Raw genomic sequence first — 26,542 nt, forward strand, 5'->3', positions numbered from 1 at the left:
ATGAAGATACTTGCTGTGATCCCCGCACGTGGCGGGTCAAAAGGGATACCCAGGAAAAACGTAAGGCTAATGAATGGAAAGCCGCTTATCGCGTATTCAATCCAAAATGCAAAAGCATGTCCGCTGATCAGCGATGTCGTTGTCACAACCGATGACGAGGAAATCATGGGGATCTCAAAATTGCATGAAACGGCTTTTATCAGACGGGGCGAGAGCCTGGCAGGCGACCATGTCACATTGGATCCTGTCGTCTTCGATGCTGTTCAGAAAATGGAAGAGAAAACAGGCAGCCGATACGACGTTGTCATTACACTGCAACCGACGTCGCCTTTACTGAAAAGCGAAACGCTGACAAAGGCAATTGAATCGTTTTTGGAAAATGACAAGGATTCTTATATCAGCGCAGTCAATAAAGCTCATTTAACCTGGTCGAGAAACGGCGGGCATTACGAACCCAATTACGAAAAGCGGGTGAACCGCCAGCAATTGCCTCCAGTTTATTTCGAGACAGGCGCATTTTTCATTTCACAAAGGGAATGCATCCAACCGGCGAGCCGGCTTGGTGAAAATGTATCTGTCTTTGAAGTACCGGAAGAGGAAGCCATTGATATCGACACGCTTCATGACTGGGTGATTTGTGAACAGGCGTTGAAAAAGAAGCGGATCGTTTTTCGGACAGACGGCCATAAATCATTGGGGATGGGCCATATATTCCACTGCCTGACGCTCGCTTACAATCTTACCGGCCATGATGTGATGTTCGTACTGGATACTAAGCACCGGGAAGGGCTGGAGAAAATCGCTTCCCGCCATTTGCCCTATACGGTCGTCAGCAGTGACGAGGAATTCTTCGGGTTTCTTGAAGAGTGGCAGACGGACGTCATCGTCAATGACTGCCTCGATACTGGCAGAGACTATATGCTCAAACTGAAGAGTTTAGCGGAACGCGTGGTAACAATCGAAGATTTGGGGAGCGGCGCGGAGCATGCAGATGCCATCGTCAATGCGCTTTATCACGAAGAAAGGCCGGCGGACAATGTCTACAGCGGCGAAAAATATGTGTGCCTGCGCGATGAGTTCCTTATCAACCAGCCGAAAGAATTTTCGGAAGATGTGAAAAATGTGCTTGTGCTGTTTGGCGGCACGGATCCGTCGGGCCTGACCGAAAAGATTTACCAGCTTGCCATCGAACTGAATAAAAGCTATCCCGAAATCTGTTTCACTTTCATCACCGGCAGCGGATACGATAATGATCTGCACGGTATCCGGACGATCGAAGAAAAGAACATCCGGGTCATGAGCAATTTAACCCGCTTGAGCGATTATATGAGAGACGCGGATTTGGCCTTCACATCCCAAGGAAGGACGGTGTTCGAGCTCGCATCACTCGGTGTTCCCTCGATTGTTCTAGCACAGAATGAGCGGGAACAGCTCCATACATTCGCCCAGATGCAAAACGGCTTTATGAATCTCGGGCTTGGAAAAGACGTTTCCCCCGACACGATCGAATCGACGTTTAAATGGTTGGTTGAAACTAAACAGATCAGGAGCGAAATGAGGGAATTGATGCTTCGGCATGATTTGAAAAAAGGCATCAACCGGGTCGTCGATATTATTTTGAAAGGGGACGATTAGATGGAAAAAGGGCTTATCAGAAAAGCGATGAATGGAGAATTCGTATTGATCGCGGAAATCGGCGTCAATTTTTACGATATCGCAAAGAAAAATGAAATTCCGTTGATGGAAGCGGCAAAGCTGATGGTAAAAGAGGCGAAGGATGCCGGAGTTCATGCTGTGAAATTCCAGAGCTATAAAGCATCGACGCTTGCGGCGAAAGAATCTCCAGCATACTGGGACACCACGGAAGAGACGACGGCTTCGCAATACGAACTGTTCAAGAAATTCGATAGTTTCTCTTTTGAGGAGTATAAGGAATTGAGCGCTTTCTGCGGAGAAATCGGCCTTGAATTTCTTTCGACAGCATTTGATTTCGAATCGGCAGATTATCTTGATGAACTGATGGATGTATTCAAGATTTCTTCTTCTGATCTGAACAACCATCCTTTCGTCGAATACCAGGCGAAGAAAGGGAAACCGATTTTATTGTCTGTCGGGGCGTCGGATGTGGAGGAAATCGACAACACACTTGAATTGATCCGCAAGTTCAATGAGCAGCCCATCATCTTGCTGCATTGCGTGCTGGAATATCCGACTCCATACGGGCACGCCAATCTGAATAAAATTGCCAGCCTCAAAGAGCGCTATCCCGATGTTATCATCGGATACTCGGATCATACAAAACCGGATCCGGCAGCAGATGTAATTAAGACTGCCTACACACTCGGTGCGGTGGTGGTCGAGAAGCATTTCACGCTCGATAAGACCCTGCCGGGCAACGATCATTACCATGCCATGGATCCCGATGATGTGAAAACCATCATCCGCGGAATCGCTTTCGTGGATGAAATCCGCGGAAGCTACGAAATCAAAAGCTTGGATACGGAAGCCGCGGCGCGGAGCAATGCGAGAAGATCTCTTGTAGCAGCCGGCAACATTAAAAAAGGCGACATCATTACGAGCGACGTCCTGACTTTCAAACGGCCGGGAACAGGCATTCCGCCTAAAGATATGCTGATCGTGCTGGGGAAGACTGCCGTACAGGACATCGAGGAAGATACGATTCTGCAGTTCGAAATGCTCAACTGAATCTCAACAGAAGTTGAAAAACAAGGAGGCGAAACCGGTGAAGAACTACATGAAGAAGCAGGCGCAATATGCGTTGAATAGCCGGACACTGATCCCTCTGAGCAAGGCGTTCATGCCAGTTTTCTCCGGTATCGGCAGTGTGGTCATGCTGCACCGGGTAGTTGCGGATGAGGGCGAAATGCTCTGTGAGGATCTGGAAGTGACCGCCGCATATCTGGAAAACACGATCCGGTATTTCCTGCGTGAAGGGTACGACATCATTTCGCTCGATGCGGTCCACGATATTCTTTCCGGAGGCCGTGAGCCGGATAAAAAATTTGTGGTATTCACGTTTGACGATGGCTATGAAGACAATTATTCCATTGCCTATCCGATCTTCAAAAAATACAATGCACCATTCACGGTCTACGTTACCACGAGCTTCCCGGACCGCCAAGCACGCCTGTGGTGGTATGCATTGAAGGACCTTGTCAATGGCCGGGATCGGGTCGGGTTTTCCTGGGATGGGAAAGCACATATTTTCCCTTCAGGATCACCGGATGCGAAAAAAGATGCCTACATCAAAATCCGACAGCTCGTTTTGGGAACAGCGACCGATCAACAAGAGAAGCTGTTTTCCATTTTATTCAGTGCAAATGGAATCAGTATGGAACGGTATGTGGAAGAACTCGCAATGAGCTGGGAGCAGGTCCGTGAACTCGCTCAGGATGGACTCGCAACCATTGGCGCTCATACGACCAACCATTTTAATTTACGCAACCTTACTCCTGAAGCTGTTGAGAAGGAAATGCTTGATTCAAAGGAGCGCATCCAGTCACTGACAGGGCAGGACGTAGAGCATTTTGCTTTTCCATTCGGCTCAGAAAACGAAGCGGGGAGCAGGGAATTTGAAATTGCCGGGAAATTGGGTTTCAAGACGAGTACAACCACTCGATGCGGCAATATTTTTCCTGGGCATGCAGCCCATTTAAACTGTTTGCCGCGTATCACGCCAAGTCCGTACTTGATCACTACATTCCCTCAATACTATGCAACAGGTTTTATTCCTGCGCTGAAGCAGAAATTCAAGAGGCTGGTGACAGAATAAACGGATTGAATACCAAGGAGGTGGAAAGGATGAGCAGGATTTTGATTGTGCCGAGGTGCCAGTATGGCTATAACACGGATTATTTTCAGATGGCCAACCGATTGGCAGAGAAAGGCATCGAAGTGGAAATGATTTGCTTTGATCAAGGACATGCAAAAATGGCAGAACCGCAAAATGTCCATGTCACATACATCGCGCGAAAAGAAGGCAGCAAGGCAAGGAACTTTCTAGCCTACCTTTCAGCCGTTTCGAATTATGTAGTGGCAAACAGGAAAAAGATCGATTGGGTGGTTGTGAGCGGCACGATTGAATTCTGTGGCATTTTGCCGCTGGTATTAAAAGGGATAGCCCGAAACATCCAATGGATTATCGATATCCGGACTTGTTCCGTTGTGCCGGATCCACGAAAGCGAAAAATTTATGATAGGTTGACCCGTATTTCTGCTTACTTCTTTGACCAAGTTACCGTTATTTCAGGGCTAGTTGCGAAGCGGCTGAAGATACCGGAATATGAAGTGCTCCCTCTTGGAGCAGATTGCTATGTTGATTTGGCCGACAAGGTGCTCAATAGAAATGAACTGAATTTCCTTTATGTGGGCAAATTTGATGACAGGAGAATTGAAGATGTGATCATTGCTTTTGACCGCCTGAGCGGAAAAATGCATAACGGCATCAAGCGGAAATTGGACATTGTCGGTTTTGCTGAGCGTGAAGAGATGCTTGCGACTGTCCTGGAAAGCATTGAGAACACAGTCCATCGCAGCGATATCGTATATCATGGGCGGAAATCTCATGATGAAATCAAAACATTATTCCAAAATGCGACGATTGGCTTTTCCTATGTGCCGATAACGGATTTTTTCGATGTTCAGCCGCCGACCAAAACCTATGAATACCTCATGAATGGCATTATCTGTATCGCAACCGCGACGAAAGCGAATGCAGAAATCATAAATGAAAAGAACGGTGTTCTGACGGCAGATAACGCAGACAGCCTGCTCGAGGGCATCGAAAAGGTCATCGACAATATAGGCCTTTATAGTAGCATTGAACTATCTCAGACAGTGGCGGGAGCAAGCTGGAAGCGCATTGTAGATAATTTTCACGGGTATTTAATTCGCATCAATTGATAGATGGGGAGATGGTCTTTTGGTTCATGCACTCTATAAATACAGGTACCCAATTATCATAATATATGCAGCCATCGCTTTGTTCCTAACGGTTGTAATTCAGCGGGATGCTTTTATGCTCCTGAATTTCGCAATTATCGGGGGAATGATTTCTTTCCTGCTATTGAAAAATGAAATGCTTCTGCTGTTTTCTGCAATATTAGCAGCCATTTTCCACGAAGGCATTTCCATTGTCGTAAGCGGCACTTATATCATGATTTACCTATACGGCTTAATGGCCATTTCGCTTTTGATCAACAAACGTAGAATCGATGTAGCGCCTGCAGTTATGGCTTTTTCTATTATTGCGTTGCTTTTAAGCCTTGCTCCGCTGGTTATTACAGGCACTTCGCTTCCTATTCTTGTCATTTCTGCATTGAAAAGGTTCGGCTTCCTGATTGTATTTGTTTATGCATTGAACATCTCCTCCTTCCGGGAGCGCCACAGCCAGTCGCTGAACCGTCTGATTATTGCCGTGCTGGTCGCAAACTTTCTGGTGGCCGGCATCCAATACTTTCTCGGGACATACAATCAGGATGACATTACAGGACTGCTCGGCGGCAATATGACCGGCATTTTCATGTACTTGTTCATGTTTTACTTAGCCATCATTTCAGGGCTCCATTACCGGAAAAAACTATCGACGCTCCAGTTTTCCATACTGACACTCATTCCGATCATTTACTCGGCGATTGCAGAAGTGAAAGTCGGCTTCGTGTCCATCGCCATCCTGCTAATCGTTTATCTTGTGTTCATTAATAGAGGCTTGAAATCTTTAATTTTGCTGGCAGCTAGCGCTTTTATATTCAGTTGGTCGTATCTGTTGTTCGTTTCCATTTATCCGGATCACGATTTCTTGAACAGCGCATTTCTTGAAGATTATCTTGTTGAACAATCGTATGGCGGCGATGGAACGATCAACCGGTTCGGCTTTAAGCCGACTGTTGACTCGGTGGTTTTCAATGGCAATGACAGCGAAATTCTCTTCGGGAAAGGCCTTGGTGCAGGGAATCCAAGTGAGTTGGAATTACTGAAGGGAGAAGTTTATCGGAACTTCGACTATTTGAAATATAGCTGGTTCACACTGCCTTACCTTTATATTGAAACAGGCTGGTTTGGATCCGTTGCCTATCTCCTAATTTACATCATACCGTTTCTTATCGCGTTGAAAGAATTCAACCGGTCGAGGTCGTTTCTATCGGTTGTGCTCATTTTGATGGGCATCACGAATTTCGTCTTCTTGCCATATAACGCGGGGCTATTCAGTTTCGGAGTTACAACGATTTATTGGATTTACGTCGCCATGCTGCTGAGCAATAAAAAGGATGTAGAATTCACGAATGAAAACAGGCGCGTTTCACACCGGTCGCTTGCCAGGTTGAAAGAGCAGCGATTCAGTCCACGTGAAACGGCGGAGTGAAGAAGGTTTCAATTTTGATATTAGATAAAGAAGGACTAATAGAAAAAGTTGAGGGGATGAGCAGATGACAATTTTAGTGACGGGTGGAGCAGGGTTTATCGGAAGTCATACAGCTGTCGAACTTCTCGAAAAAGGGTACGACATCAGCATCGTAGACAATTTCTCGAACAGTCATGAAGAATCGATCAAACGCATCAAGGAAATCACGAACAAAGAATTTAAAGTCCATAAAGTTGATATGCAGAATTTCGAAGCGCTCGATCAGCTCTTTAAAAAAGAGGAAATTGATGCGGTTATACATTTTGCCGGTTTGAAAGCTGTAGGAGATTCGGTCGTCCGGCCGCTTACATACTACCGGTGCAACATTACTAGTCTTCTCAATCTTTGTGAAGTCATGGCAAAATACGATGTGAAAAAACTGATTTTCAGCTCATCAGCTACTGTATACGGCAATCCGAAAGAAGTGCCGATTGCTGAAACCTCCCCGCTGTCAGCTGAAAACCCTTACGGACATACTAAACTGATGATAGAAGAAATCCTCAGGGATCTTCATAAAGCGGATCCGTCTTGGCGCATCGCGATCCTTCGCTATTTCAATCCGGTCGGAGCACATGAAAGCGGACGTATAGGCGAAAGTCCGATTGGTGTACCAAATAACCTGATGCCTTACATTAGCCAGGTCGCAATGGGCATCCAAGAGAAACTCAGAATCTTCGGGAACGACTACGACACATATGACGGTACGGGAATCCGGGATTATATCCATGTTACTGATCTGGCAAAAGGACATTTAAAAGCTCTTCAGTACTTGGACAATCATGAAGGCATCGATGCGTTTAATCTTGGCACAGGCGTCGGGTACAGCGTTCTGGACTTGGTCAACAATTTCAAAGAAGTGTGCGCAAAAGATATTCCTTATGAAATAACGGACAGACGTCCTGGCGACATAGGTGTATGCTATGCGAATCCAGAAAAAGCAAGAGCGCTCCTTGGCTGGCAGACGGAAAAAAGCGTAGCTGATATGTGCAGGGACGCCTGGAAATGGCAGAGCCAGAATCCACAAGGGTATGTATGAAGAGGAATTTTCAAAGGTCAAAGTTAAATTAATTAGAGGCGAGAATGTCGATCAACAATCGTTAAAATGGGCGAGCCCTCCTGTGAGAGGGCTCTTTTTAATGGAGAGATGGCGCAGAATCGTATTTTAACCTTCGTTGTGCGTATTTTAACTTTTGCTGAGCGTATTTTAACCTTCGCTGAGCGTATTTATTCTCCACCCCCTTCGCTTCCAAAAACACCTAGCATATTTGGTAATTTTTTGATAACATAAAAAGAAGATAGAAAAATCAGAAAAAGGAGTGGTGACATGAAAAGGAAGCTTTTTGCCGTACTGGTTTTATTGCTTTCGCTGATGTTGTTGGCGCCTTCTGCTCTTGCTGCACCGGATCTTTCAGAGAATCACCGGTTTTATGACGAAATCACCTACTTGATGGACAAGGGAATCGTCACGGGCTATTCGAACGGCACCGTCCAGCCGGACCGCGTGGTGACGCGCGCGGAAGCGGCCATCATGATCGGCCGGCTGAAAGGCTTCAGCGGCGAGCAGCAGTCGACGCCGTTCAGTGATGTGCCGAGCGGGCATATTGCCAGCGGCTATATCGCCGAATCGGTGGAAGCGGGGTTGCTGTCGGGCTATCCGAACGGGACCTATCAGCCGGACGCACCGATCATCCGCGGCGACATGGCGATCATATTGCAGCGCGTGTTTGAACTCGGCATGCGGATGGACGAGGAATTCACCGATGTGTCCCTCAACATGAAAGCGTACGGGCCGATCGAGAATCTGCTCGCGGCAAGCATCACGATTGGCTATCCGGATGGTACGTTCCGTCCGCTCGATCATGTGACGCGCGGCGCGTTCTCAGCATTCCTCGCGCGCGGGGTGGATCCGAAGTTCCAGAACGACGCGTCGATCCCGGATTCCTACCTGCGGGACAAGACGAAAACCTACGTCATGACCGGAGGCGGCGATACGCTGACCTACGTCTACAAAAAGCATTCGCTGAATGAGGGCATGGCGCCGGAATTCATGTGGGTGCTGACGTCGAAGTCGGGCAATATGGACACGGCGATTGTCGAACGCGAAAGCTTCACCGAGTACCGGCTCGGCTTCCCGTATTCGGAAACCTACGTCAATCTGGCGTACCCGGTGGTCCAAGGCAAAACCTTCCTCGTAGGCAATGAAGGAGGGGAGCCGGAACGGCGGACGATCACGGCACTCAATAAAACCGTCGCCACCCCATACAAAACATTCACCGACGCGACGGAAGTGACGGGCGGGAACGGAATAAAATACTATTACGCCGAAGGGCACGGCCCGATCAAGACGCTAGATCCATCAGGTGCCGTCATTTCTCAGCTTGCCCAAGTGCGCTAAAACTGCAGGCCTCTCTTTAGAAAAAGGGAGGCTTTTCCTTTGGCTATTTCTCCTTCCAATTCCTTGTTATTAATTCCAATTTTTTCTATCATCGCGATGCTTTTATTGATAGAATTAAATGGAAGATTATAAAAAGAAGAGGAGTGGACATATGAAAAAGAAATTAATCGGTGCATTGGTTTTATTGCTTTCCATGGTGTTGATGGTACCGTCGGTATTTGCGGCGTCGGATCTGCCAAAGGACCACAGGTTCTATGAAGAAATTACGTATTTGATGGACAAAGGGATTGTGAGCGGCTATTTGAACGGCACCGTCCAACCCGATCAACTGGTGACGCGCGCGGAAGCGGCGATCATGATTGCCCGCTTGAAAGGCTTCAGCGGCGCACCACAAGAAACGAAGTTCACTGATGTACCGAAGGACCATCCGGCAAGCGGCTATATCGCAGAAGCCGTGAAAGCTGGACTGCTTTCGGGGTATCCGGGGGATGTCTACAAGCCGGAAGCGCCGATCATCCGCGGCGACATGGCGATGATCGTCAAGCGCTTGTTCGACCTTGGCCTAATGACGAATTGGGAATTCAAGGACGTATCGAGCAATATGAAAGCCTATGATGCGGTCCAGACAATGCTTTTGGCGAACATTACGATCGGCTATCCGGATGAAACGTTCCGGCCGAACATGAAAGTGACGCGCGGCCAATTCTCGGCATTCCTTGCGCGTGGCATGGAGCCGAAGTTCAAGAACGATGCGACCATTCCGAACTCCTACCTGCGCGATAAAACGAAAGTGTATGTGCTGGAGTCAGCTGGAGAGCAAGTGACTCACACATATAAGATGCATACGATCGACCCGAGCCTGCCCGAAGAGTTCATGTGGGTATTGGAGAACAACGTAACCGGCAAGATTATTGCAAATGTCGAAAGCGAAACCTACGATAGCTATTCCGTCGGTTTCCCGTATTCGGAATCGTTCACTGACCTTGCTTACCCGGTCGAGACGGGCAAGGAATTTGTCTATAAATACCTCGGTCTGTACGATAAAGAAATGCGCACGATCACCGGCGTCAATAAAACCGTCGCAACGAAATACAAGACTTTCACCAACGCAACAGAAGTGACTGATGCGAAAGGCACCAAGCATTATTATGTGGAAGGCCACGGCAAAGTCAAATCGGTCCAGCCTTCCGGTGCAGTCTTTGAACTTGTGGACATCCGCTAAAGGGCGTGGTACCCTCTTCGAAAGAAGAGGGTTTTTATTTTCCCAAAACACAGAAAAGAGGTGCGGAAATGGTCGGTAGACAGGATTTGGTGCTGGTGCTGGAGGAGTATGAATGGGCGTTTTCGGTGCGGCTGCTCGACCGGAACGGCACGCTGTTCAGCGAGAGCCGCTTCCCGAAAAATCCCTCGGTCGCGGAAGTGCGGACGCTCGTCGGGACGCTGACGCATATTTTCGGCAATTTCAACCGCGTGACATACAGCCGCAATTTCCATACGATCTGGGACCACGACGCGCGGCCGGATTTTTTTGGCAAGTTCATGGCGGAGCTGTTCGCAACGCATAACGACGGCGGCTGGGACGGCTTCAGCGACTTTCTCGCACGCCAAGAGCGGAAAGTGGATCCGACGGAAGGATTGCCTTTTTGATGTCCGGACTCCAGCGCTTGTCGCAGGGAAATCGTTCGTTCAGGCAGGATTCCGGGGTCCATTCGTGGAATAAAAGAAAGTAGACACAGGGGGTGCACCGATGGCGTTCAGTTCGAAAAAAAGCAAAGCGAGCCAGGCCAGGCTCAAAAAAATGGCCGAGGAAGTGACGTTCAGCGAACGCCCCGACAAGACATTCAACGTCCGGGCGTTCGGCGCAAAAGGCGACGGCAAGACGGACGACTGGCGCGCGCTGCAGCAGGCGATCGCGTTCGCTTACAATAAAACCGGCGGCGGCACGCTGTTCTTCCCGCCCGGCACCTACCGGGTCAGCGAACCGCTCGAAGTGCCAGAAGTCGGCGCGGAGTCGCAGAAAATCGTCTCCTGGGTCGGCTACAGCGACCAAACGACAATCATCGCCCCGTCGAAGAAGATGGATTACATCGTCCGCATGCGCGGCGGCAACGGCCATATCAAAGGCATGAAATTCATGGGGACCGATCCCGGAAACGGCTTTCAGCAGAATGCAAAAGTGTGCATGCTGGCGACCGATATCAAGAACAAGGTGTTTTCGAACGTGTCATTTTCCTGGGGCGCGGTCCACGGGCTGCAGATCACAGGCGAAGGAAATAACAATCTTTGCGTGTTCGACCAGTCGTGCAAGTTCGAACAGAACGGCAAGGTGCTGAAAGGGACGGACGCGAGAGGTTCCGGCGGCAAAGTGACGTTCTCGAGCCTGAAGCTTGGCGCAAGCAATGTTCATGTCGGCGCATTTCTGAAGATCGGCACCGGACCGGGTTCGGTCTACCACATCGACCGTGTCGATGGCAACAGCATCGCCGTGTCGCCGAGCTTGCGCAGCGCACTGGATGCCGGTACCGAGTACAGCATACATATCGGCAGCGGTCTGCAGATGGACCGCGGCAGTGACAATAACGTCTACGGCATCTACGATTGCCATTTTGTCGGCAACGCCGGCGCGGGACTTGTGCAGCGCGGGCTTTACGGCCATAACGTGCAAGGCGGCAACTTCGATGCGAACGGCATCGCCGGAATCCACATCGGCAGCGGCACAATCGGCACGACGCCGTCCTACTCGAACACGATTCAGCACGCATATTTCGAAGCGAACGGCTACGCCAACATCATCCTCGACTACCCGTCCGGCCTCTCCATTATCGAGCCGCTCCTCGCGAAACCGCGGGACGGCACCGGAGGCGGCATCGACTCGATCACGTCTCTCCGCAACCTGCCATTCGACTACTCGACCACAAGCGTCCTCCACAACGGCCGCCTGTACAATTACGTGCTCGCCACAACCGGCAGCTTCGCCATCGAAATCGGCGCCGCCCACCGGATTTCCGTCAACCAGCCGGCGAATGCACGCGGCGGCGCCATCATCAAGCTGCCGGCACCGCCAGCGCACGAGTTCGGCGAAGAGCTCGAAATCTACGTCGAAGACAGCGGCGGCGAACCGGTCCAGCTCACTTGCGACTTTGCCAAAGTCAACAATGTGGCCGGCCGCTTCGGCGTCCAGGCGCCGGCCGGGATCGGCTACAAGATTACTGCATTTTACAGCCGGCGGCATTCGTCTTGGATGGTGTCGCATACAGTGCCAATTGAATAGAGAGTTTTGCACTTCAAAGGAGGGATCCTTTGGGGTGTTTTTTTGTTTGGGGTGAAGTTTTTGGGGTTAGTGGGAATTCGGGTTGGAGGTTGAAGTTCTGAAGAAGCGGGAGAAGGCTTCTTGTAGGGAGTGTATTTTGAGTTATCGACTTTCCCGATCGAAAACCATAGAATGATGCTTTTCGCTGGCGCGAAAAGCGAAAAGGATAAGAGCAAAACCTGTTTGTAGAAAACCAGGGGGTTGGAACTCGGGGCAGGTTGGTTGGAATTCGATCCCCGTTGGTTGGAATTCAAGGGAAGTTGGTTGGAACTCGGAGCCACTTGGTTGGAATTCAGATTTCAAAGCTGATGTGTATGAGGCATTTAGAAGAAAAATCCACTAATTGTAAAATTTTAATTGTTAATAACTGGATTTTACGTTATCTTTGTATATAGGACTATATACACAAGTGGAGTGATTGCCTATCTAATGCAGTGGCTCGCTTTCTATAAGCAAGATCCAAAATCCTTTATTCAAAGAAAAGAGGCACACCTAGTGGAACCCAAACAACACTTCAATCTCATGCGATTTTTCGAAGGCTATGTCCGAAACTATCGGCGCTTCAACCTGTCGACGGTCCATAACCGCTCGATGTTCACCCAGCGCGAGATTAGCCATTTTGCCAATCTCGGAGAAATGCTAGGCTTCGATTCCTTTGTCGAAGACACGAAGTTCGATGCGGCTCGGGGAAGGGCCCGGCCAATGGACCTCTCCTGGTGGAAAATGGACATCGACAAAAGTGAAGAGGAGTATGCGTTTCTGGCGCTGCATCTGGAGCGGGAAAATGTCCGCTCAAAAGATTTGGAGACGATCGACAAGCTGTTTTCGGAAACCTACGCGAATTATGTGCCGCACAACGTCATCGGCATTCAGCACATTGAGTCGGTGGAACGGATGGCTTTTTTGAACGAAGAAGTGGCAAGCCGCAATGCGCTGCAAGGCTCTGCAGCGCTGATGATGTATTGGCATTACGACCGCAAGGCGAATAAAAACTATGTCTACGGCGAATTTTTCGGGCCGTACGGCGAGCGCGAAAGCAAGCAAGCGCTTTGTTCAGCGGATTCGTTCGGCTATTGGTCGATGAATTTAGTGAAGGTCCAGCCGGTCGGCTGAATAAAGAATGGGCTGTGTGCAGATTTTTTGCACGCAGCTTTTTGTATGGAGAATTTGAAATAAAAACGAGTTAATGTATAGTTAGTTTATAAGGGTTATATGGTTTTATTGAAAAGAGGGACTTTTGTGAGCCGAGAAGTGATAGTTGGAATTGACGGAGGCGGCACATTCACACGTGCGGCAGTAGCTGATTTGAACGGAAATATACTGGGATTTGCCAGAACCGCAGGCGCTCATCCAAAAAAGAATCATGAGCCGGGAGAAAATGTCCGGGCGGCCATCTTGGGTGCTTTGGAAGACGCAGGCAGCAAGGTGGATGCGGTCCGTTCGACGGTAGCTGGATTCGCAGGCGTGAACGCACCGGAAGACCAGGTGTGGGCGCGGCAATTTCTCACGGACAGCGGCTTGCAGGGGAGTGCGCAGGTCTTCAATGACGCGGAACTTGCGCAGTTCGGGGCCTTCCTGGGTGGTCCTGGCATCATGGCGGTCTCGGGGACGGGTTCGATAGTGGTGGGGAAAACGGAGAGCGGACGCATCGTCAGGAATTACGATTTCCACCACGAGGAGGAAGCGTCAGCGCGTTTTTTGTCCTATTCGGTGATTTATGATTTGATTACACGCGATGCGGGGCCGGAAAATGCGGCGCTGCTCCAAAAAGTTCTGCAGTTTTGGGATGTACAAACGGTCGACGGCCTCCGGCTTCTGGCGGCAAGCGGTTTTTGCAGCGACAGAATCGAGGCGCGCAACCGGCTGAGCGAGATGGGGACACTCGTCACGGACGAAGCAGAAAGCGGCAACTCCATTGCTATCAACGCCTGTGAGAAAGTGATCGACACGCTCGGAACCGGCATCGGCCTGGTGTCGGCTGTGTTTTCTTCGGAAACGGTGCCGCTTTCCTTGGTCGGCGGCGTCGCGAGAAATCCGTTCACGCAAAATCTCATCCACCAATACCTCGACAATGGCAAGACGAATAAAACCTATCATTATCAGCAGCCTCAGCTGTCGCCGGTGCTCGGCGCGGTGCTGTATGCGCTCAATGAAGTGAAGGGGCATGCGTGTGAGCAGGTTCTGGAAAGGCTCTTGGTGAGCGAGAAGGATCATGATTTTTATTAAAGGCATTGTTTTGGTGAAGCCGCATCTGGGAGTGTTCCGGGTGCGTTTTTTTATTGCTTAAAGCGGAGTCTTTCTTGATGTAGGTTGGAATTCAGAGCGAGTTGGTTGGAACTCAAGGGGAGTTGGTTGGAATTCAGATCCATTTGATTGGAACTCGGCGAGAGGACCATGAAGTATGCTCTTTCACATCTGAAGATGTATTAAAAGAAGCCTGCTCTCTCACCAAAACCCAAAGAATGATGCTTTTCGCTAGGGCGAAAAGCGAAAGGGCAGGAGCCAAGTGGGAACTCAGGCGAGTTTAGGGGTAATTCGCTCGTCCCAAGTGGCAATTCACGCAAGCCAAGTGGGAACTCGATGAAACTACTTCTCACACCAAAACCCAAAGAATGATGCTTTTCGCTGGCGCGAAAAGCGAAAGGGCAAGAGCCAAGTGGTAACTCAGGCGAGTTTAGTGGCAATTCGCTCGTACCAAGTGGCAATTCACACAATCTAAGTGGCAACTCGGACAAGTTTAGTGGCAAGCCGCCCACCCAAAGTAGAATTTCACACACCCCAAGTGGAACCCTGCACAAAACCACAAAAAAAGCACCCAGCAAAAACGCTGGATGCAACTCCCTTACGCAGTGAACCGGCACTTCGGATACGCTGAGCAGCCGGTGAAAGAACCGTGCTTGCCGCTCCGATTAATGAGCGCCTCGCCGCATTTTGGGCAGATGCCGGCGGCGGTTTGGGCTTTTTTGCGTGCTTGGGTGTCTTTGATTGTGGTAACGTGTTGTTTTTTCGCTTCGCGGTCGGTGATGTTCGCTTTTGTAAGATGGTCGGCGTAGGCGAGGACCAACGAGCGCGACAGCAGCGGTTCGCGGTATGCGTGGATGGTGCAGACCAAGTCGCCGGTATGGACGACGTGGGTGTGCTCGGATTTGATGTCGATTTTCTTCAGTTCGCTATTGCCGGTGAAGTTGACGATCGATACCATCGGTTCGGTGTAGCCCGGCAGATGGGTCTGGAGCGTCTTGATGTGGCCGAAGTTCTGGCGCACCGGGTTGTGGAAGCGGTGCTTCGAGCGGTAGATGGTCTGTGTCCACTGCGCGCTGTGCTCGGAGCCAAAGATCCAGCCTTTGTAGTTTTTGGTCTCGATGACGAAAATGCCGTTCGGGCCAAGGACGATGTGGTCGATCTGGGTCGTCGCGTCGGGCGTCTTCAAGGTGATGTTGTGGAGCACTTCGAACGAGTCTTTGTCGAGCCGCTTGAGCGCCAGGCGGACGCCAAGTTCGCCGAACCAGCCTTTGACAACAGGCGACTTCAAGACAGCGGCTAAAACGATCATGAATGCAAGGAAGAGAAATGGCATAGGCACCTCGTGAAATTTGTATTTAGGACTATTATCTCTCTTATTCCCTGATAGTGGAATAAAAATTTCCAGTATCAAGAAAAATAAAAAATTCTTTCCGATTTTATTCAAAAAAGTCGTTAACAAATTGCCAAAACCTGCCGATATCATACTTATAGCCTACCATGTGTTGGGAAAGGTGAGGAGAAATGATTACGATTAGACAGGAGACCTTTATGTTAATGAAAGAAGCGATTCGGACCCCTATTACAAACCTTGAGACGCATGAACTTGTCCAATTGATCGAAACCTTGGACGGCGATGACAAACGCATCGCGGAGAACGCGCTGATGCAGATCCGCCTCTTGCAGGACGAGCTGCAGAATGAAAAAGGGCGCATGCAGGAAGTGACGTCGTTTTTCCACAGCTGGACAGAAGGCTTTGACGACATTTTGAAGACGCCAGTGAACATCGAAAACCATGAGCAATTGCAGATCCGCTATCCGGCGCTCCGCAACTCGGCAAAAAACCTAGTTGACAGCTGCCGAAAGAAAATCAGCGACTTAGATTTTGGGAACGTCCGTAGGTAATTGTGTGCCAGGCAGGCACACAATTCTACAAGGTAAAAACAATCAGAAAAGCCATCGCTGCGGCGATGGCCTTTTTACTTTCTATCAAGAATTCCCATCACTCGATTCAACCGGACAGTAAATCTTTTCAAATTCTTCCGGCGGAAGCGGCCGGTTGAAGAGGTAGCCTTGGGCATAATCGCAGCGGTGCTGCTTCAAGAATGCCAATTGTTCAGCAGTTTCCACGCCTTCGGCAATCACGGTGAGGCCCAGGTTATGGCCCATGCGGATGATTGTGTCGACGAGAGCAGCGTCTTTTGCATCAAGATGGATATTGCGGGTGAAGTATTGGTCGATCTTCAGCGTGTCAATGGGAAACAGCTTCAAATAGCTGAGCGACGAATAGCCGGTCCCGAAATCGTCGATGGACAAATGGATGTTCATCGCCTTCAATTCCTGCATCGTCTCTACAGCATCACTCGTCCCTTGGATGATGCTCTCGGTCAGTTCCAGCTCCAAGAAGCGTGCATCGAGCCCGGACTCGGCTAACGCGCTGCTTACGCTACCGCAAATATCCGTCTGGGAAAACTGGCGGGCCGAGATGTTGATCGCTATCCGGAAGGGCGGCAAACCTTTATCCTGCCACGCTTTGTTCTGGAGGCAGGCATTTCGCAAGACGAAGTTGCCGAGCTGGATGATCGCTCCGGTATCTTCTGCAACCGAGATGAATTCACCGGGTGAAATCGCCCCCATTTGCGGATGCATCCACCGGACCAGCGCTTCGGCGCCAATGATAGTGCCTGTCTTGATGTCAAATTGCGGTTGATAATGGATCGTGAACTCGCCACGCTCCAAGCCTTTGCGGATTCCGATGGCGATTTGTGACCGTCTGGAAGTTTCTTCGTTCATCGCCGGCGTGAAGAATTGGAAACTATTCTTTCCTTGGTCTTTGACGCGGTACAAAGCCAAATCCGCATGTTTGATCAATGTATCTGCGTCTGCCCCGTCTGCTGGATAGACACAAATTCCAATCGACGGCGTGACGAACAGCTCTTCACCGTTGAAATAAAACACTTCGTTGAAAGAATCCAAAACCTTTGTGGCAAAGTAGGCTGCTCCTTTGGCATCGCTTTTTGGCAGCAGGAACGTGAACTCATCTCCGCCGAGGCGGGAAATGGTATCTTCTGGTGCAGTCAGCTTTTTCAACCGCTTAGTCACTTCGAGCAACAGGGCATCGCCCACACTATGGCCGAATGTATCATTGACTATCTTAAAATGGTCTAAATCCATGTAAAGCAGCGAGAACGGTTCCTGCGACTGAACCGAGCTTTCCAGAACAGCCGCCAAGCGTTCACTGAACAGCCGCCGGTTCGGCAAGCCCGTCAATGGATCGAGATAAGCAAGGCTGCTGATTTTCTCTTCCGCCACTTTGCGTTCTGAGATGTCCCGGATGATGCTGCTGAAGAACATGCCTTGCTCGGTCTGCCAACTGCCAAGCGTCAATTCGATTGGGAATTCACTTCCATCTTTACGTAATGCGGAAAGTTCTAAAGTTTTTCCGATCACCCTCGCCTCGCGGGTGGCAACATAGCGATTCAGGCCGGTTTGATGACGTTGTTTATTCTCCTCCGGAATAATCAATTGAAGGTTCTTTCCGATGACTTCATCATGGGAATAGCCGAAAATAATTTCCGCTCCACGGTTCCATTGGATAATCAATCCTGCTCCGTCCGCAACGATGATGGCATCATTCGTTGATTCAAAAACTGCCTGGAATTTGCGTTCGGAATCCGCCGTTTGCATGGTGATCCGTTTGTCGGAGCGGACACTTTGGTACGCAAGGATAAGAATCAACAGCATGGCGCCTCCGATCCGATATGCGAGCAGCTCATTATCGATCACTGAAAAGCCGTCGCCTGGCGCATCTGCCAGCGGTGAAAACAGCACCGCAGACATTCCGGTATAATGCATGCCCGAAACCGCAAGCCCCATGAGAATAGCGCTCGCAATCTTGCTCCAATGGAACCCGGCTACTTTGCGCAGGTGGAATAAAAGATATAGGGCGATAAATGAAGCGGAAAACGCAATGACAGCTGCTAATATCCAAAGTGAGAGGTTATGGGTTATGATAGCTTCTGTCCGCATCGCTTTCATTCCCAGAAAATGCATGGAAAGGATGCCCATCCCGATGTATGAAGCACCGAAGAATAAATGCTTGGTGAAGATCACCGGCCGGCTGATGAGCGAGAAAGCGAGCCAACAGGAAATGACAGCCGGAATGACAGAAAAAAGTACTAAAGGAATGTGGTAAGACACTTCCACGGGCATCCGAAAAGCAAGTATCCCGATAAAATGCATGGCCCAAATTCCGAGGCCCATAACAAGCGCGCCCCATAAAATCCAGCGCTGTTTCAAAATTCCCTTCGCCCGGACCAAACGGCTGCTGATATCCAATGCAATAAACGACGAAAAGATTGCCACTAGAAGGGAAAGACCGACAAGCGGCATATTATATGCCGCAAAAATAAGTTCCATATTGAACAACTCTTTCTATATTCAAATCAAAAAAACAGCATGATATGTTCGTGTGAATAATATTATGGACCGAATCCCAAAGGTGATCGTTTTAAAGGAATGAGTGATATTATTTCCTTACATTATCACAAACTTGGTATCTTATCTTTAGTTTGAGTAAATTATTGTCTACAGTTGATGAAAATCTAAATCCGTATTTTGGATTATCGGTTGAAGCAAACGAATAATAAGGTAAGCTATTAAATAGACAATCAGTTGATAATATTAATCAAACCGTAAAGCGGAAAGGAGCTAGGCATGAACATACAGACAACCCAATTTGGTGCAATAGAAGTGGCGGACGACCGCATTTTGACATTTGAACGCGGCATTCCGGGATTCGAGGAATATAAGGAGTACGCGCTGATTCCGGCGGATTCATCGGAAGCTACGCCGTTCTTCTTCCTGCAATCCGTCGAAGAAGAGGAAGTGAGCTTTTTCCTCGTCGACCCGTTCACGTTCTTCGGCGACTATGACGTGAAGCTAGGCGACCAGCAAGTGGAGCGCGTTTCGCTCGAAGATCCGTCGGACGCCATCGTCCTGACGACGATTACGGCAACTGGCGATTTGAAAGACGCAACAACGAACCTGAAAGCGCCGATTGTTATCAACAACAAAAAGCGCCTCGGCATGCAAGCCGTGCTTGATAATAAAACCTACAATATTAAGCAACCCTTATTCCAAGGTGCAGCTGACGCAAGGCAGGTGTAGGCGATGTTAGTACTCGCGCGTAAAAAAGGCGAATCCATCATTATCGACGACAACATCGAAATCACTGTGACCTCGGTCGAAGGCGAAACCGTCAAGCTCGGGATCTCCGCGCCGAAGCATATCACGATCCACCGCCAGGAAGTCTACCTGGAGATCCAGGAAGAAAACAAGCGGGCGAAATCAAATGTGATTAATTTGAGTGATTTTTTGAATATGAAGAAATGAAAGAAACCGGAAGCGGCTGCGCTTCCGGTTTTTCTTTAGTATTAGAGTGCTTTCTTAAATGATGTGGAACCCAGTGTATGTAAGGTTTTACTTTGTATGAAGCATGGGTTAACGGACTTATTAAAAAGATTTAAAGTTTTTTTCAAAAAACGCTAAACATTTCTAAAGTGCCTCCGATATAAATAGTGTAAGGAAGTTCAAACGGATTTGGGCCCTTGCAAAAAACAAAAAAACATTACACGGAGGTAATACAAAATGATTATCAATAACAACATCGCAGCACTTAACACTCACCGCCAAATGGGCCAGGTTAGCGGAAACGCAGCTAACTCAATGGAAAAACTTTCTTCAGGTATGCGCATCAACCGTGGAGCAGACGACGCAGCAGGTCTTTCGATCTCTGAAAAAATGCGCGGACAAATTCGTGGCCTTGAACAAGCAGCTAAAAACTCACAAGATGCAGTTTCTGTTATCCAAACAGCTGACGGCGCTTTGAATGAATCTCATGCTGTTCTACAACGTATGCGCGAATTGACTGTTCAAGCAGCCAACGATACTAACAGCACAGATGAAAGAACAGCTATTCAGGGCGAGCTTACTGAATTGACTTCTACACTTACAGATATCGTTTCTACTACTCAGTTCAACGGGCAGAAATTGCTTGATGCTTCTGCAGGTTCAGCAGGTACTGGGCAATTGACAATCCAAAGCGGCGCTAACTCTGGCGAAACTTTGACACTTGATCTTGCTAAAGCTGACCTAAACACAACTGTAACTACTTTGCAAACAGGCATGGTAGGTGTTGATACAGCAGGAAACGCAGCTTCTTCTTTGACAGCAATCGATGCAGCTATCCAGTCAGTTTCTGACAGCCGTGCTTACCTTGGTGGTGTTCAAAACCGTTTGGACTACACAATCAACAACGTAAACGCAAGTGCTGAAAACACTCAAGCTGCTGAATCACGCATCCGTGATGTTGACATGGCGAAAGAAATGATGAACTTGACTAAGAACAACATCTTGACTCAAGCTTCACAAGCTATGCTTTCACAAGCAAACCAAGCTCCACAAGCTGTACTTCAATTACTTCGTTAATTCTTGAAAAAGTAATTGAAACAAGGAATAAGAGGCTCTCCTTTCTGGTAGAGCCTCTTATTTTCACTGTTTAAAGCTTTTAATTAAAGATGATTTTTTACATTTTTTTATTTAACTTCAAAATAGGTATAAAGGTGGAGGTTTTTAAATGAGAAGGTATAGTCTTATCTCAATGTTTTTGAGTGCTTTACTAGTACTTCAGTTCGCATTGCCCACTGTCAGCGTTTTTGCAGCTTCTTCAGAAGCTCCAACAAATCTTACAGTGTCCGTGAACAGCGGCAATAATTTTCTTTTGAAATGGACAGGCAGCAGTACTGCCCAGAAGTATAATGTCTATTTAGTAAAAAATGGTGAGAAAACCTTGATCGGTTCACCAACGAATACATTGTTTGGTTATGCCAATAAACCGGAAGGGGAATATGCTTTTCAAGTCACCGCTTTCAATACATTGACAGGCGAATCGGCTCCTTCAAACCAGGTTTCCTATACGCTTGTCCATCCGAAGATGGCCGCTCCCCAAGAGTTGAGTTTGACTATCCGAAACGGCAATGACCTTTATTTGAAATGGGTTGCATCGGAATTCGCAACAAGTTATAACATTTACCAAGTAAACGATGGCCTGAAAAAATTGGTGTTCAATACATCCAATTTAACACGTACCTTCCCTAACATGCCGGCTGGCGATTATGTTTACGAAGTCCATGCTTTAAGTGATCGCTTCGGCGAATCTGTGGATGCTAGCCAAGCAGAGACGACATTGATCCACCCTGTACTGGCAGCTCCTGCTGAATTGGCGTTGACAATCCGTAATGGTAATGATATCAGCCTGAAATGGCCGGCATCGGAATTCGCAACTGCATATAATATTTATGAAATCAAAGATGGCGTTAAAAAACTCATAAATACTACTGACACTTTGACGCGCACTTTTCTGAATAAAGCTCCAGGGGATTATGTTTATGAAGTATATTCGGTAAGCAATCGTTTTGGTGAATCTAAAACAGCTGTTGCAGCTTCAACAGTATTGGTACATCCAGTAATGGTACCTCCAAGCCAATTAACTGTGGCTCCCCATAATGGCAATGATTTGCTTCTTAGATGGCCAGCCGTAGAATTTGCAACTAGCTATAATATCTATCAAATTAGTGATGGAGTTAAAAAATTCCTCTATACGACTGAGAACTTGACTCGCATGTTCCCGAATCTTCCAGCAGGGAATTACCAATATGAAGTGACTTCCGTCAGCAATCGTTTTGGTGAATCGAAATCGGGAGTGCAAGCGGATTACTCACTCGTGCACCCGAAATTGTCTTCACCTACCAACTTGAACATTATTGTCCAAAATGGCAATGATCTATTATTGAAATGGAATGAAGTAGAATTTGCGACGTCTTATAATATTTATCAAATTAAAGATGGAGTTAAGAAATTTATTAAAACAACAGATCGATTAACAAATATTTTCTCTAATATGCCAGAAGACTGGTACGAATACGAAGTGACGGCCGTTAGCGACCGCTTCGGCGAATCCGCTCCATCGAAAGTGGAATACACTCTGGGCCACCCGACTGTTCAAAGTCCAGAATTGAAATTGCTTTCTTTTGATGAGCAAACAGCTACATTGAACTGGACAGAAATTTCCGGTGCTTCTGCATATAACGTGTACGAAGTCGTCGGAGAAGAATATGTCCTATTAGGCACGACTGATAAGCGCAATTACACCGTCACTGACATCGCTGACGGCAAGCACGAATACGTTGTAACCGTCACACACAGCCGCTTCGGCGACTCGGGCTACTCGAATGCGGTAGCGGTTGAAATGCAGAACGACTTGACTCCGCCAGTGACATCGTCAAACGCAGTCACTGACTGGATCAATAAAGATTTTGACGTAATCCTTACTGCGGAAGACGATAAGAGCGGCGTAGACAAGACGTTCTACTCTCTTAACGGCATTGATTTCCTGGAAGGCGCTGACTTCACGGTAAGCGGCAGCCAGAAGATTTCATTCTACTCAACGGATCTTGCGGGGAATGTGGAAGAAGTCCAAACAGCTCAAGTGAATATTGATAAGACAGCTCCAGAAACATCATCCAACGCAAACAGCAATTGGCACCAGGAGTTCACGGTCCAGTTGAAAGCGGAAGATGAGCAAAGCGGAGTGAATCAAACATTTTACTCTGTAAATGGTTCTGAATTCACCCAAGGCGACAGCGTTGTTGTGAATAAAGAAGGCATCAACACGGTTTCATTCTACTCAACGGATGTTGCCGGAAACGTAGAAGAAGCAAAGACTGCGGAAGTGAAAATCGACCGCACTGCTCCTGAAACGGTTTCAAATGCAGATGGCGAATGGCATGCGGAATTCGCTTTGGAATTCACGTCCACTGACGATAAAGCGGGCGTTGAAACGACCTATTACTCTGTGAACGGCGCCCCATTCAAAGAAGGAGCGGCTGCTGCAATCACTGAAGACGGCGTCAACACAATCGAATTTTACAGCGTCGATAAAGCAGGGAACACGGAAGCAGTGAAGACGGCCGAAGTGAATATTGATCTTTCAGCTCCAGAAACCGTGTCGAACGCGGACAGCGAATGGCACCAGGAGTTCCTTGTAGAATTGACAGCAACGGACGACAAGAGCGCAGTTGCGAAAACATTCTACTCGATCAACGGCTCTGAGTTTGCGGAAGGCAGCAGCTTTACCGTAGACCAGGACGGCATCAACGAAATTTCGTTCTACAGCGTCAACAAAGCTGGCGGCACGGAAGAAGTGAAGACGGCGGAAGTAAAAATCGACCGTACGGCACCTGTCACGGAATCGAACGAATCCGCTGACTGGCTGAAAGAAGCGGTCGTGGAATTGACTGCGACGGACGACAAGAGCGGCGTCGACAAGACATTCTACTCCGTAAATGGATCCCCATTTGTCGGAGGCTCGACTGTTGTGATTACGGAAGCAGGCGTCAACGAAGTTTCCTTCTACAGCATCGATAAAGTCGGCAATAAAGAAGAAGTGAAAACGATTCAAGTGAACATCGACGGCATCGCACCTGAGACGGTTTCAAACGCAGGCAGCGAATGGCACCAGGAATTCATGGTTGAGTTGACTGCAACTGACGAACATAGCGGCGTGGAAACGACGTTCTACTCCGTGAACGGATCCGAGTTCGTTGAAGGAACAAGCTTTGCCGTGACTGAAGAAGGCGTCAACACGATTTCCTTCTACAGCGTCGACAAGGCTGGGAACATCGAAGAAACGAAGACGGCCGAAGTGAAAATCGACCGCACCGCTCCGGAAACCCTTTCAAACATAGAAGACAAATGGCTCCAAGGTGAATTTGGAGTGGAACTGACTGCAACGGACGAACATAGCGGCGTTGCGAAGACGTTCTACTCAGTGGATGGTTCAGAGTTTACAGAAGGCACGAGCTTCTCTGTAAGCGAAGAAGGCGTACATGAAATTGCGTTCTACAGCACAGATGCTGCTGGCAATAAAGAAGAAGTGAAAACAGCACAAGTGAAAATCGACAAAACGGCTCCAGTTCTTTCGTGGAACCTTGAAGATGAAGTGGCACTTGGTTCGGAGCTGGCAATTAGCTACAAAGCAAGCGATGCATTATCTGGAATCGCTATGGAGAAGTTGACTGTAAACGGTAAAGAAGTAGCAAACGGCGATCTTGTTTCGTTTGATCAGCCGGGCGTTTACACAATCCAAGTCTCTGTGACAGATCAAGCTGGCTGGACAAGTACTTTGGAAGAAACGATCACAGTATTTATTCCATTAAACGATTTCAAAGTGATGCCAGGCGTCATCAAAGGCAATAGCGGCGTATTCTCTATTCAAGTCGGATTGCCAAAAGGCTTCAGCACAAAAGATTTCGATCTTGAAACAGTAACAATCAATGGCGTTTCTGCCATCTCCGGCAAAAACGGCTTTGAGCAGCAAGCGAAGCAAGGGCATTTCCGCTTCAACCGTGAAGACTTCAAATGGAATGATGGCACGCAATTGCTCGAATTCCGCGGCATGGTTGGCGATTACTTAGTGATCGGCCAGGCGACAGTCGAAACGAAAGCTTCTAAGAAATAAATACAAAAAAACTGTATCCTTATCGGGATACAGTTTTTTTATTGAAAATTAACTTAAAAATGTAACTAACTGGTATTCAGATTGATATAATGGAACTATCAAAGAAAATTTGGGGGATCCGAAATGATTATTAACCGCAATATGGCTGGCATCAATATATTAAGCAAAATGAATGCAAATGCTAAAATTTCAGCGAAAAGCATGGAAAAGATCTCTTCCGGAATGCGCATCAATCAGGCAGCGGATGATGCGGCAGGAACGGCTATTTCTGAAAAGATGAGATCTCAGATCAGAGGGTTGGAACAAGCACAAAAAAATATCCAAGACGGCATTTCTTTCATTCAGACAGCAGAGAATGGGCTGGCCAAAATTGCAGATCCAAACTTGCATCGCCTGCGCCAATTAGCCGTGCAGGCCGGTAATGATACGCTTTCTTCCGGAGACCGCCAAGCGATTCAAAATGAGGTCAATCAGATTTTAAGCAATATAGATGATATAGCAGAAGGAACGAAGTTCAATGGCATCAATTTATTGAATGTGCCGGATACTTTGCCGAAAAGTACAGGCGAACGACCAGCCGATAAGTCTGATATTGTTTTTATTCTTGATAAAACAGGCAGCATGGGAAGCAACCTTGCCCATGTGGAAGAAAACCTGCAGGATTTCACGACACAATTGAAAGCCAAAGGGATTGATATACAGCTAGGGCTAGTCGCTTATGGAGATAGTGCACCTTCTCAAGGAGCAGAACAAGTCGATATCACCTCATTTACAAATGATTTGAAGAAGTTTGAAGAAAGCATCTCCAATATTGTTGTTGGCGGTGGAGGAGACTTTGCAGAGTCCGGTTTGGAAGGAATCAGCGAAGCGATGAATTTCGCTTTCCGTGATGATGCGTCCAAGCAATTCATCTTGGTAACTGATGCTCCGGTCCATGATAACGCTAATCTGGATGGTGGAGATGGCCTATCTGAATTTGATATCGAGGATGTTGCCTTATTGGCTAAAGAAAGTGAAATAAAGCTTACCGTAATTGGCCCAAGAGGGGATGCGACAGAAGAGCAGCTTCGAAGATTGTCTGAACCGACCGGGGGACGATACTTCGATTTGAACGGGGATTTCTCCTCGCAGCTGGACGCCTTGGCGGATGGAATCGTTAGGGATTCACTATCGGGAAATGTGGATCTGTTTCTACAGATTGGCGCGAATGTGGGCGAAGTATACGGTATTGATCTCTCGGACGCGCGGACAGAATCACTTGGAATCGATAATTTGAAAGTTGATCCTTGGTCGGAAGCGCAAAAAGCGATATTAAAGCTTGATGATGCCATGCAACAAGTATCCTCAGAACGTGCTAAGTATGGAGCTTACGAAAATTCCTTGGGCCATCTGCAAAGCAGTGCGGCTGTTAACGCAGAGAACTTGACCGCGGCAGAATCCCAAATCCGTGATACGGATATGGCAAAAGAAATCATGATTCTCACGAAAGCGAATATCCTGAACCAGGCGTCGCAGGCGATGATGGCACAAGCCAACAAGCAGCCGCAATCCATCCTGGAACTACTGAAATAAAGGCAAATTAAAGCAAAAAACAAA

At 48.0% G+C, this 26,542-nt stretch carries 20 protein-coding genes; 18 read left to right on the forward strand and 2 right to left on the reverse strand.

Annotated features, from left to right (window positions below):
* From ACTL32_RS01340 to ACTL32_RS01395, 12 genes are all read left to right on the forward strand, one after another.
* Positions 1-1,635 (forward strand): cytidylyltransferase domain-containing protein, encoded by a 1,635-nt coding sequence (locus ACTL32_RS01340; RefSeq protein WP_441339792.1) that lies wholly within the window; start codon positions 1-3, stop codon positions 1,633-1,635.
* A complete protein-coding gene (locus ACTL32_RS01345) occupies positions 1,636-2,706 on the forward strand; it encodes an N-acetylneuraminate synthase family protein (RefSeq protein WP_441339793.1) in 1,071 nt (356 codons plus the stop codon).
* A 37-nt stretch (positions 2,707-2,743) separates the two neighbouring features.
* Positions 2,744-3,793, forward strand: a complete 1,050-nt coding sequence (locus ACTL32_RS01350; RefSeq protein ID WP_441339794.1) for a polysaccharide deacetylase family protein — start codon at positions 2,744-2,746, stop codon at positions 3,791-3,793.
* Between the two features lie 101 nt (positions 3,794-3,894).
* On the forward strand, positions 3,895-4,923 hold the full coding sequence (locus ACTL32_RS01355; protein WP_441339795.1) for a glycosyltransferase: 1,029 nt from the start codon (positions 3,895-3,897) through the stop codon (positions 4,921-4,923).
* Positions 4,924-5,038: 115 nt separating this feature from the next.
* Positions 5,039-6,382 (forward strand): hypothetical protein, encoded by a 1,344-nt coding sequence (locus tag ACTL32_RS01360; RefSeq protein WP_441339796.1) that lies wholly within the window; start codon positions 5,039-5,041, stop codon positions 6,380-6,382.
* Positions 6,383-6,446: 64 nt separating this feature from the next.
* On the forward strand, positions 6,447-7,457 hold the full coding sequence (galE, locus tag ACTL32_RS01365) for a UDP-glucose 4-epimerase GalE (RefSeq protein WP_441339797.1): 1,011 nt from the start codon (positions 6,447-6,449) through the stop codon (positions 7,455-7,457).
* A gap of 288 nt (positions 7,458-7,745) precedes the next feature.
* Positions 7,746-8,816, forward strand: coding sequence for an S-layer homology domain-containing protein (locus tag ACTL32_RS01370; protein WP_441339798.1), 1,071 nt, complete (start codon positions 7,746-7,748; stop codon positions 8,814-8,816).
* Positions 8,817-8,967: 151 nt separating this feature from the next.
* On the forward strand, positions 8,968-10,038 hold the full coding sequence (locus ACTL32_RS01375) for an S-layer homology domain-containing protein (RefSeq protein WP_441339799.1): 1,071 nt from the start codon (positions 8,968-8,970) through the stop codon (positions 10,036-10,038).
* A gap of 68 nt (positions 10,039-10,106) precedes the next feature.
* On the forward strand, positions 10,107-10,463 hold the full coding sequence (locus ACTL32_RS01380; protein WP_204890915.1) for a hypothetical protein: 357 nt from the start codon (positions 10,107-10,109) through the stop codon (positions 10,461-10,463).
* A gap of 100 nt (positions 10,464-10,563) precedes the next feature.
* The gene (locus ACTL32_RS01385; RefSeq protein WP_441339800.1) at positions 10,564-12,087 is read left to right on the forward strand and encodes a glycosyl hydrolase family 28-related protein; all 1,524 of its coding nucleotides are present in this window, start codon (positions 10,564-10,566) and stop codon (positions 12,085-12,087) included.
* A 534-nt stretch (positions 12,088-12,621) separates the two neighbouring features.
* Positions 12,622-13,239, forward strand: a complete 618-nt coding sequence (locus tag ACTL32_RS01390; RefSeq protein ID WP_441339801.1) for a hypothetical protein — start codon at positions 12,622-12,624, stop codon at positions 13,237-13,239.
* A 126-nt stretch (positions 13,240-13,365) separates the two neighbouring features.
* Positions 13,366-14,352, forward strand: a complete 987-nt coding sequence (locus ACTL32_RS01395; RefSeq protein ID WP_441339802.1) for a BadF/BadG/BcrA/BcrD ATPase family protein — start codon at positions 13,366-13,368, stop codon at positions 14,350-14,352.
* A 616-nt stretch (positions 14,353-14,968) separates the two neighbouring features.
* Here the strand turns inward: ACTL32_RS01395 and ACTL32_RS01400 are convergent.
* The gene (locus ACTL32_RS01400; protein ID WP_441339803.1) at positions 14,969-15,703 is read right to left on the reverse strand and encodes an NERD domain-containing protein; all 735 of its coding nucleotides are present in this window, start codon (positions 15,701-15,703) and stop codon (positions 14,969-14,971) included.
* 221 nt (positions 15,704-15,924) lie between these two features.
* On the opposite strand from ACTL32_RS01400, the gene ACTL32_RS01405 reads away from it, so the two are divergent.
* Entirely contained in the window at positions 15,925-16,272 is a 348-nt protein-coding gene (locus ACTL32_RS01405; RefSeq protein ID WP_441339804.1) for a hypothetical protein, read from the forward strand.
* Positions 16,273-16,356: 84 nt separating this feature from the next.
* On the opposite strand, the gene ACTL32_RS01410 is transcribed toward ACTL32_RS01405, so the two are convergent.
* The gene (locus tag ACTL32_RS01410) at positions 16,357-18,786 is read right to left on the reverse strand and encodes an EAL domain-containing protein (RefSeq protein WP_441339805.1); all 2,430 of its coding nucleotides are present in this window, start codon (positions 18,784-18,786) and stop codon (positions 16,357-16,359) included.
* Between the two features lie 297 nt (positions 18,787-19,083).
* Here ACTL32_RS01410 and fliW point away from each other — a divergent pair, with 297 nt between their 5' ends.
* From fliW to ACTL32_RS01435, 5 genes are all read left to right on the forward strand, one after another.
* Positions 19,084-19,536, forward strand: a complete 453-nt coding sequence (gene fliW / locus ACTL32_RS01415; protein ID WP_441339806.1) for a flagellar assembly protein FliW — start codon at positions 19,084-19,086, stop codon at positions 19,534-19,536.
* Between the two features lie 3 nt (positions 19,537-19,539).
* Positions 19,540-19,761 (forward strand): carbon storage regulator CsrA, encoded by a 222-nt coding sequence (gene csrA / locus ACTL32_RS01420; protein ID WP_441339807.1) that lies wholly within the window; start codon positions 19,540-19,542, stop codon positions 19,759-19,761.
* Between the two features lie 255 nt (positions 19,762-20,016).
* Positions 20,017-20,856, forward strand: a complete 840-nt coding sequence (locus ACTL32_RS01425; RefSeq protein WP_441339808.1) for a flagellin N-terminal helical domain-containing protein — start codon at positions 20,017-20,019, stop codon at positions 20,854-20,856.
* Positions 20,857-21,004: 148 nt separating this feature from the next.
* Positions 21,005-24,946 carry an OmpL47-type beta-barrel domain-containing protein gene (locus ACTL32_RS01430; protein ID WP_441339809.1) on the forward strand — a complete coding sequence of 1,314 codons (3,942 nt, stop codon included), beginning with the start codon at positions 21,005-21,007 and terminating at the stop codon, positions 24,944-24,946.
* Between the two features lie 123 nt (positions 24,947-25,069).
* Positions 25,070-26,518 (forward strand): flagellin N-terminal helical domain-containing protein, encoded by a 1,449-nt coding sequence (locus ACTL32_RS01435; RefSeq protein ID WP_441339810.1) that lies wholly within the window; start codon positions 25,070-25,072, stop codon positions 26,516-26,518.
* The last annotated feature ends 24 nt before the right edge of the window (positions 26,519-26,542 follow it).

It is taken from the genome of Planococcus sp. FY231025 (assembly GCF_052078085.1).
In the GTDB taxonomy this organism is placed as follows: domain Bacteria; phylum Bacillota; class Bacilli; order Bacillales_A; family Planococcaceae; genus Planococcus.

Coding starts and splice junctions, on each gene's coding strand:
- ACTL32_RS01385 (WP_441339800.1), top strand. CDS start 10,564: ATGGCGTTCAGTTCGAAAAAAAGCAAAGCGAGCCAGGCCAGGCTCAAA.
- ACTL32_RS01435 (WP_441339810.1), top strand. CDS start 25,070: ATGATTATTAACCGCAATATGGCTGGCATCAATATATTAAGCAAAATG.
- ACTL32_RS01345 (WP_441339793.1), top strand. CDS start 1,636: ATGGAAAAAGGGCTTATCAGAAAAGCGATGAATGGAGAATTCGTATTG.
- csrA (WP_441339807.1), top strand. CDS start 19,540: ATGTTAGTACTCGCGCGTAAAAAAGGCGAATCCATCATTATCGACGAC.
- ACTL32_RS01400 (WP_441339803.1), bottom strand. CDS start 15,703: ATGCCATTTCTCTTCCTTGCATTCATGATCGTTTTAGCCGCTGTCTTG.
- ACTL32_RS01375 (WP_441339799.1), top strand. CDS start 8,968: ATGAAAAAGAAATTAATCGGTGCATTGGTTTTATTGCTTTCCATGGTG.
- fliW (WP_441339806.1), top strand. CDS start 19,084: ATGAACATACAGACAACCCAATTTGGTGCAATAGAAGTGGCGGACGAC.
- ACTL32_RS01370 (WP_441339798.1), top strand. CDS start 7,746: ATGAAAAGGAAGCTTTTTGCCGTACTGGTTTTATTGCTTTCGCTGATG.
- ACTL32_RS01340 (WP_441339792.1), top strand. CDS start 1: ATGAAGATACTTGCTGTGATCCCCGCACGTGGCGGGTCAAAAGGGATA.
- ACTL32_RS01425 (WP_441339808.1), top strand. CDS start 20,017: ATGATTATCAATAACAACATCGCAGCACTTAACACTCACCGCCAAATG.
- ACTL32_RS01380 (WP_204890915.1), top strand. CDS start 10,107: ATGGTCGGTAGACAGGATTTGGTGCTGGTGCTGGAGGAGTATGAATGG.
- ACTL32_RS01430 (WP_441339809.1), top strand. CDS start 21,005: ATGAGAAGGTATAGTCTTATCTCAATGTTTTTGAGTGCTTTACTAGTA.
- ACTL32_RS01360 (WP_441339796.1), top strand. CDS start 5,039: ATGCTCCTGAATTTCGCAATTATCGGGGGAATGATTTCTTTCCTGCTA.
- galE (WP_441339797.1), top strand. CDS start 6,447: ATGACAATTTTAGTGACGGGTGGAGCAGGGTTTATCGGAAGTCATACA.
- ACTL32_RS01405 (WP_441339804.1), top strand. CDS start 15,925: ATGAAAGAAGCGATTCGGACCCCTATTACAAACCTTGAGACGCATGAA.
- ACTL32_RS01410 (WP_441339805.1), bottom strand. CDS start 18,786: ATGGAACTTATTTTTGCGGCATATAATATGCCGCTTGTCGGTCTTTCC.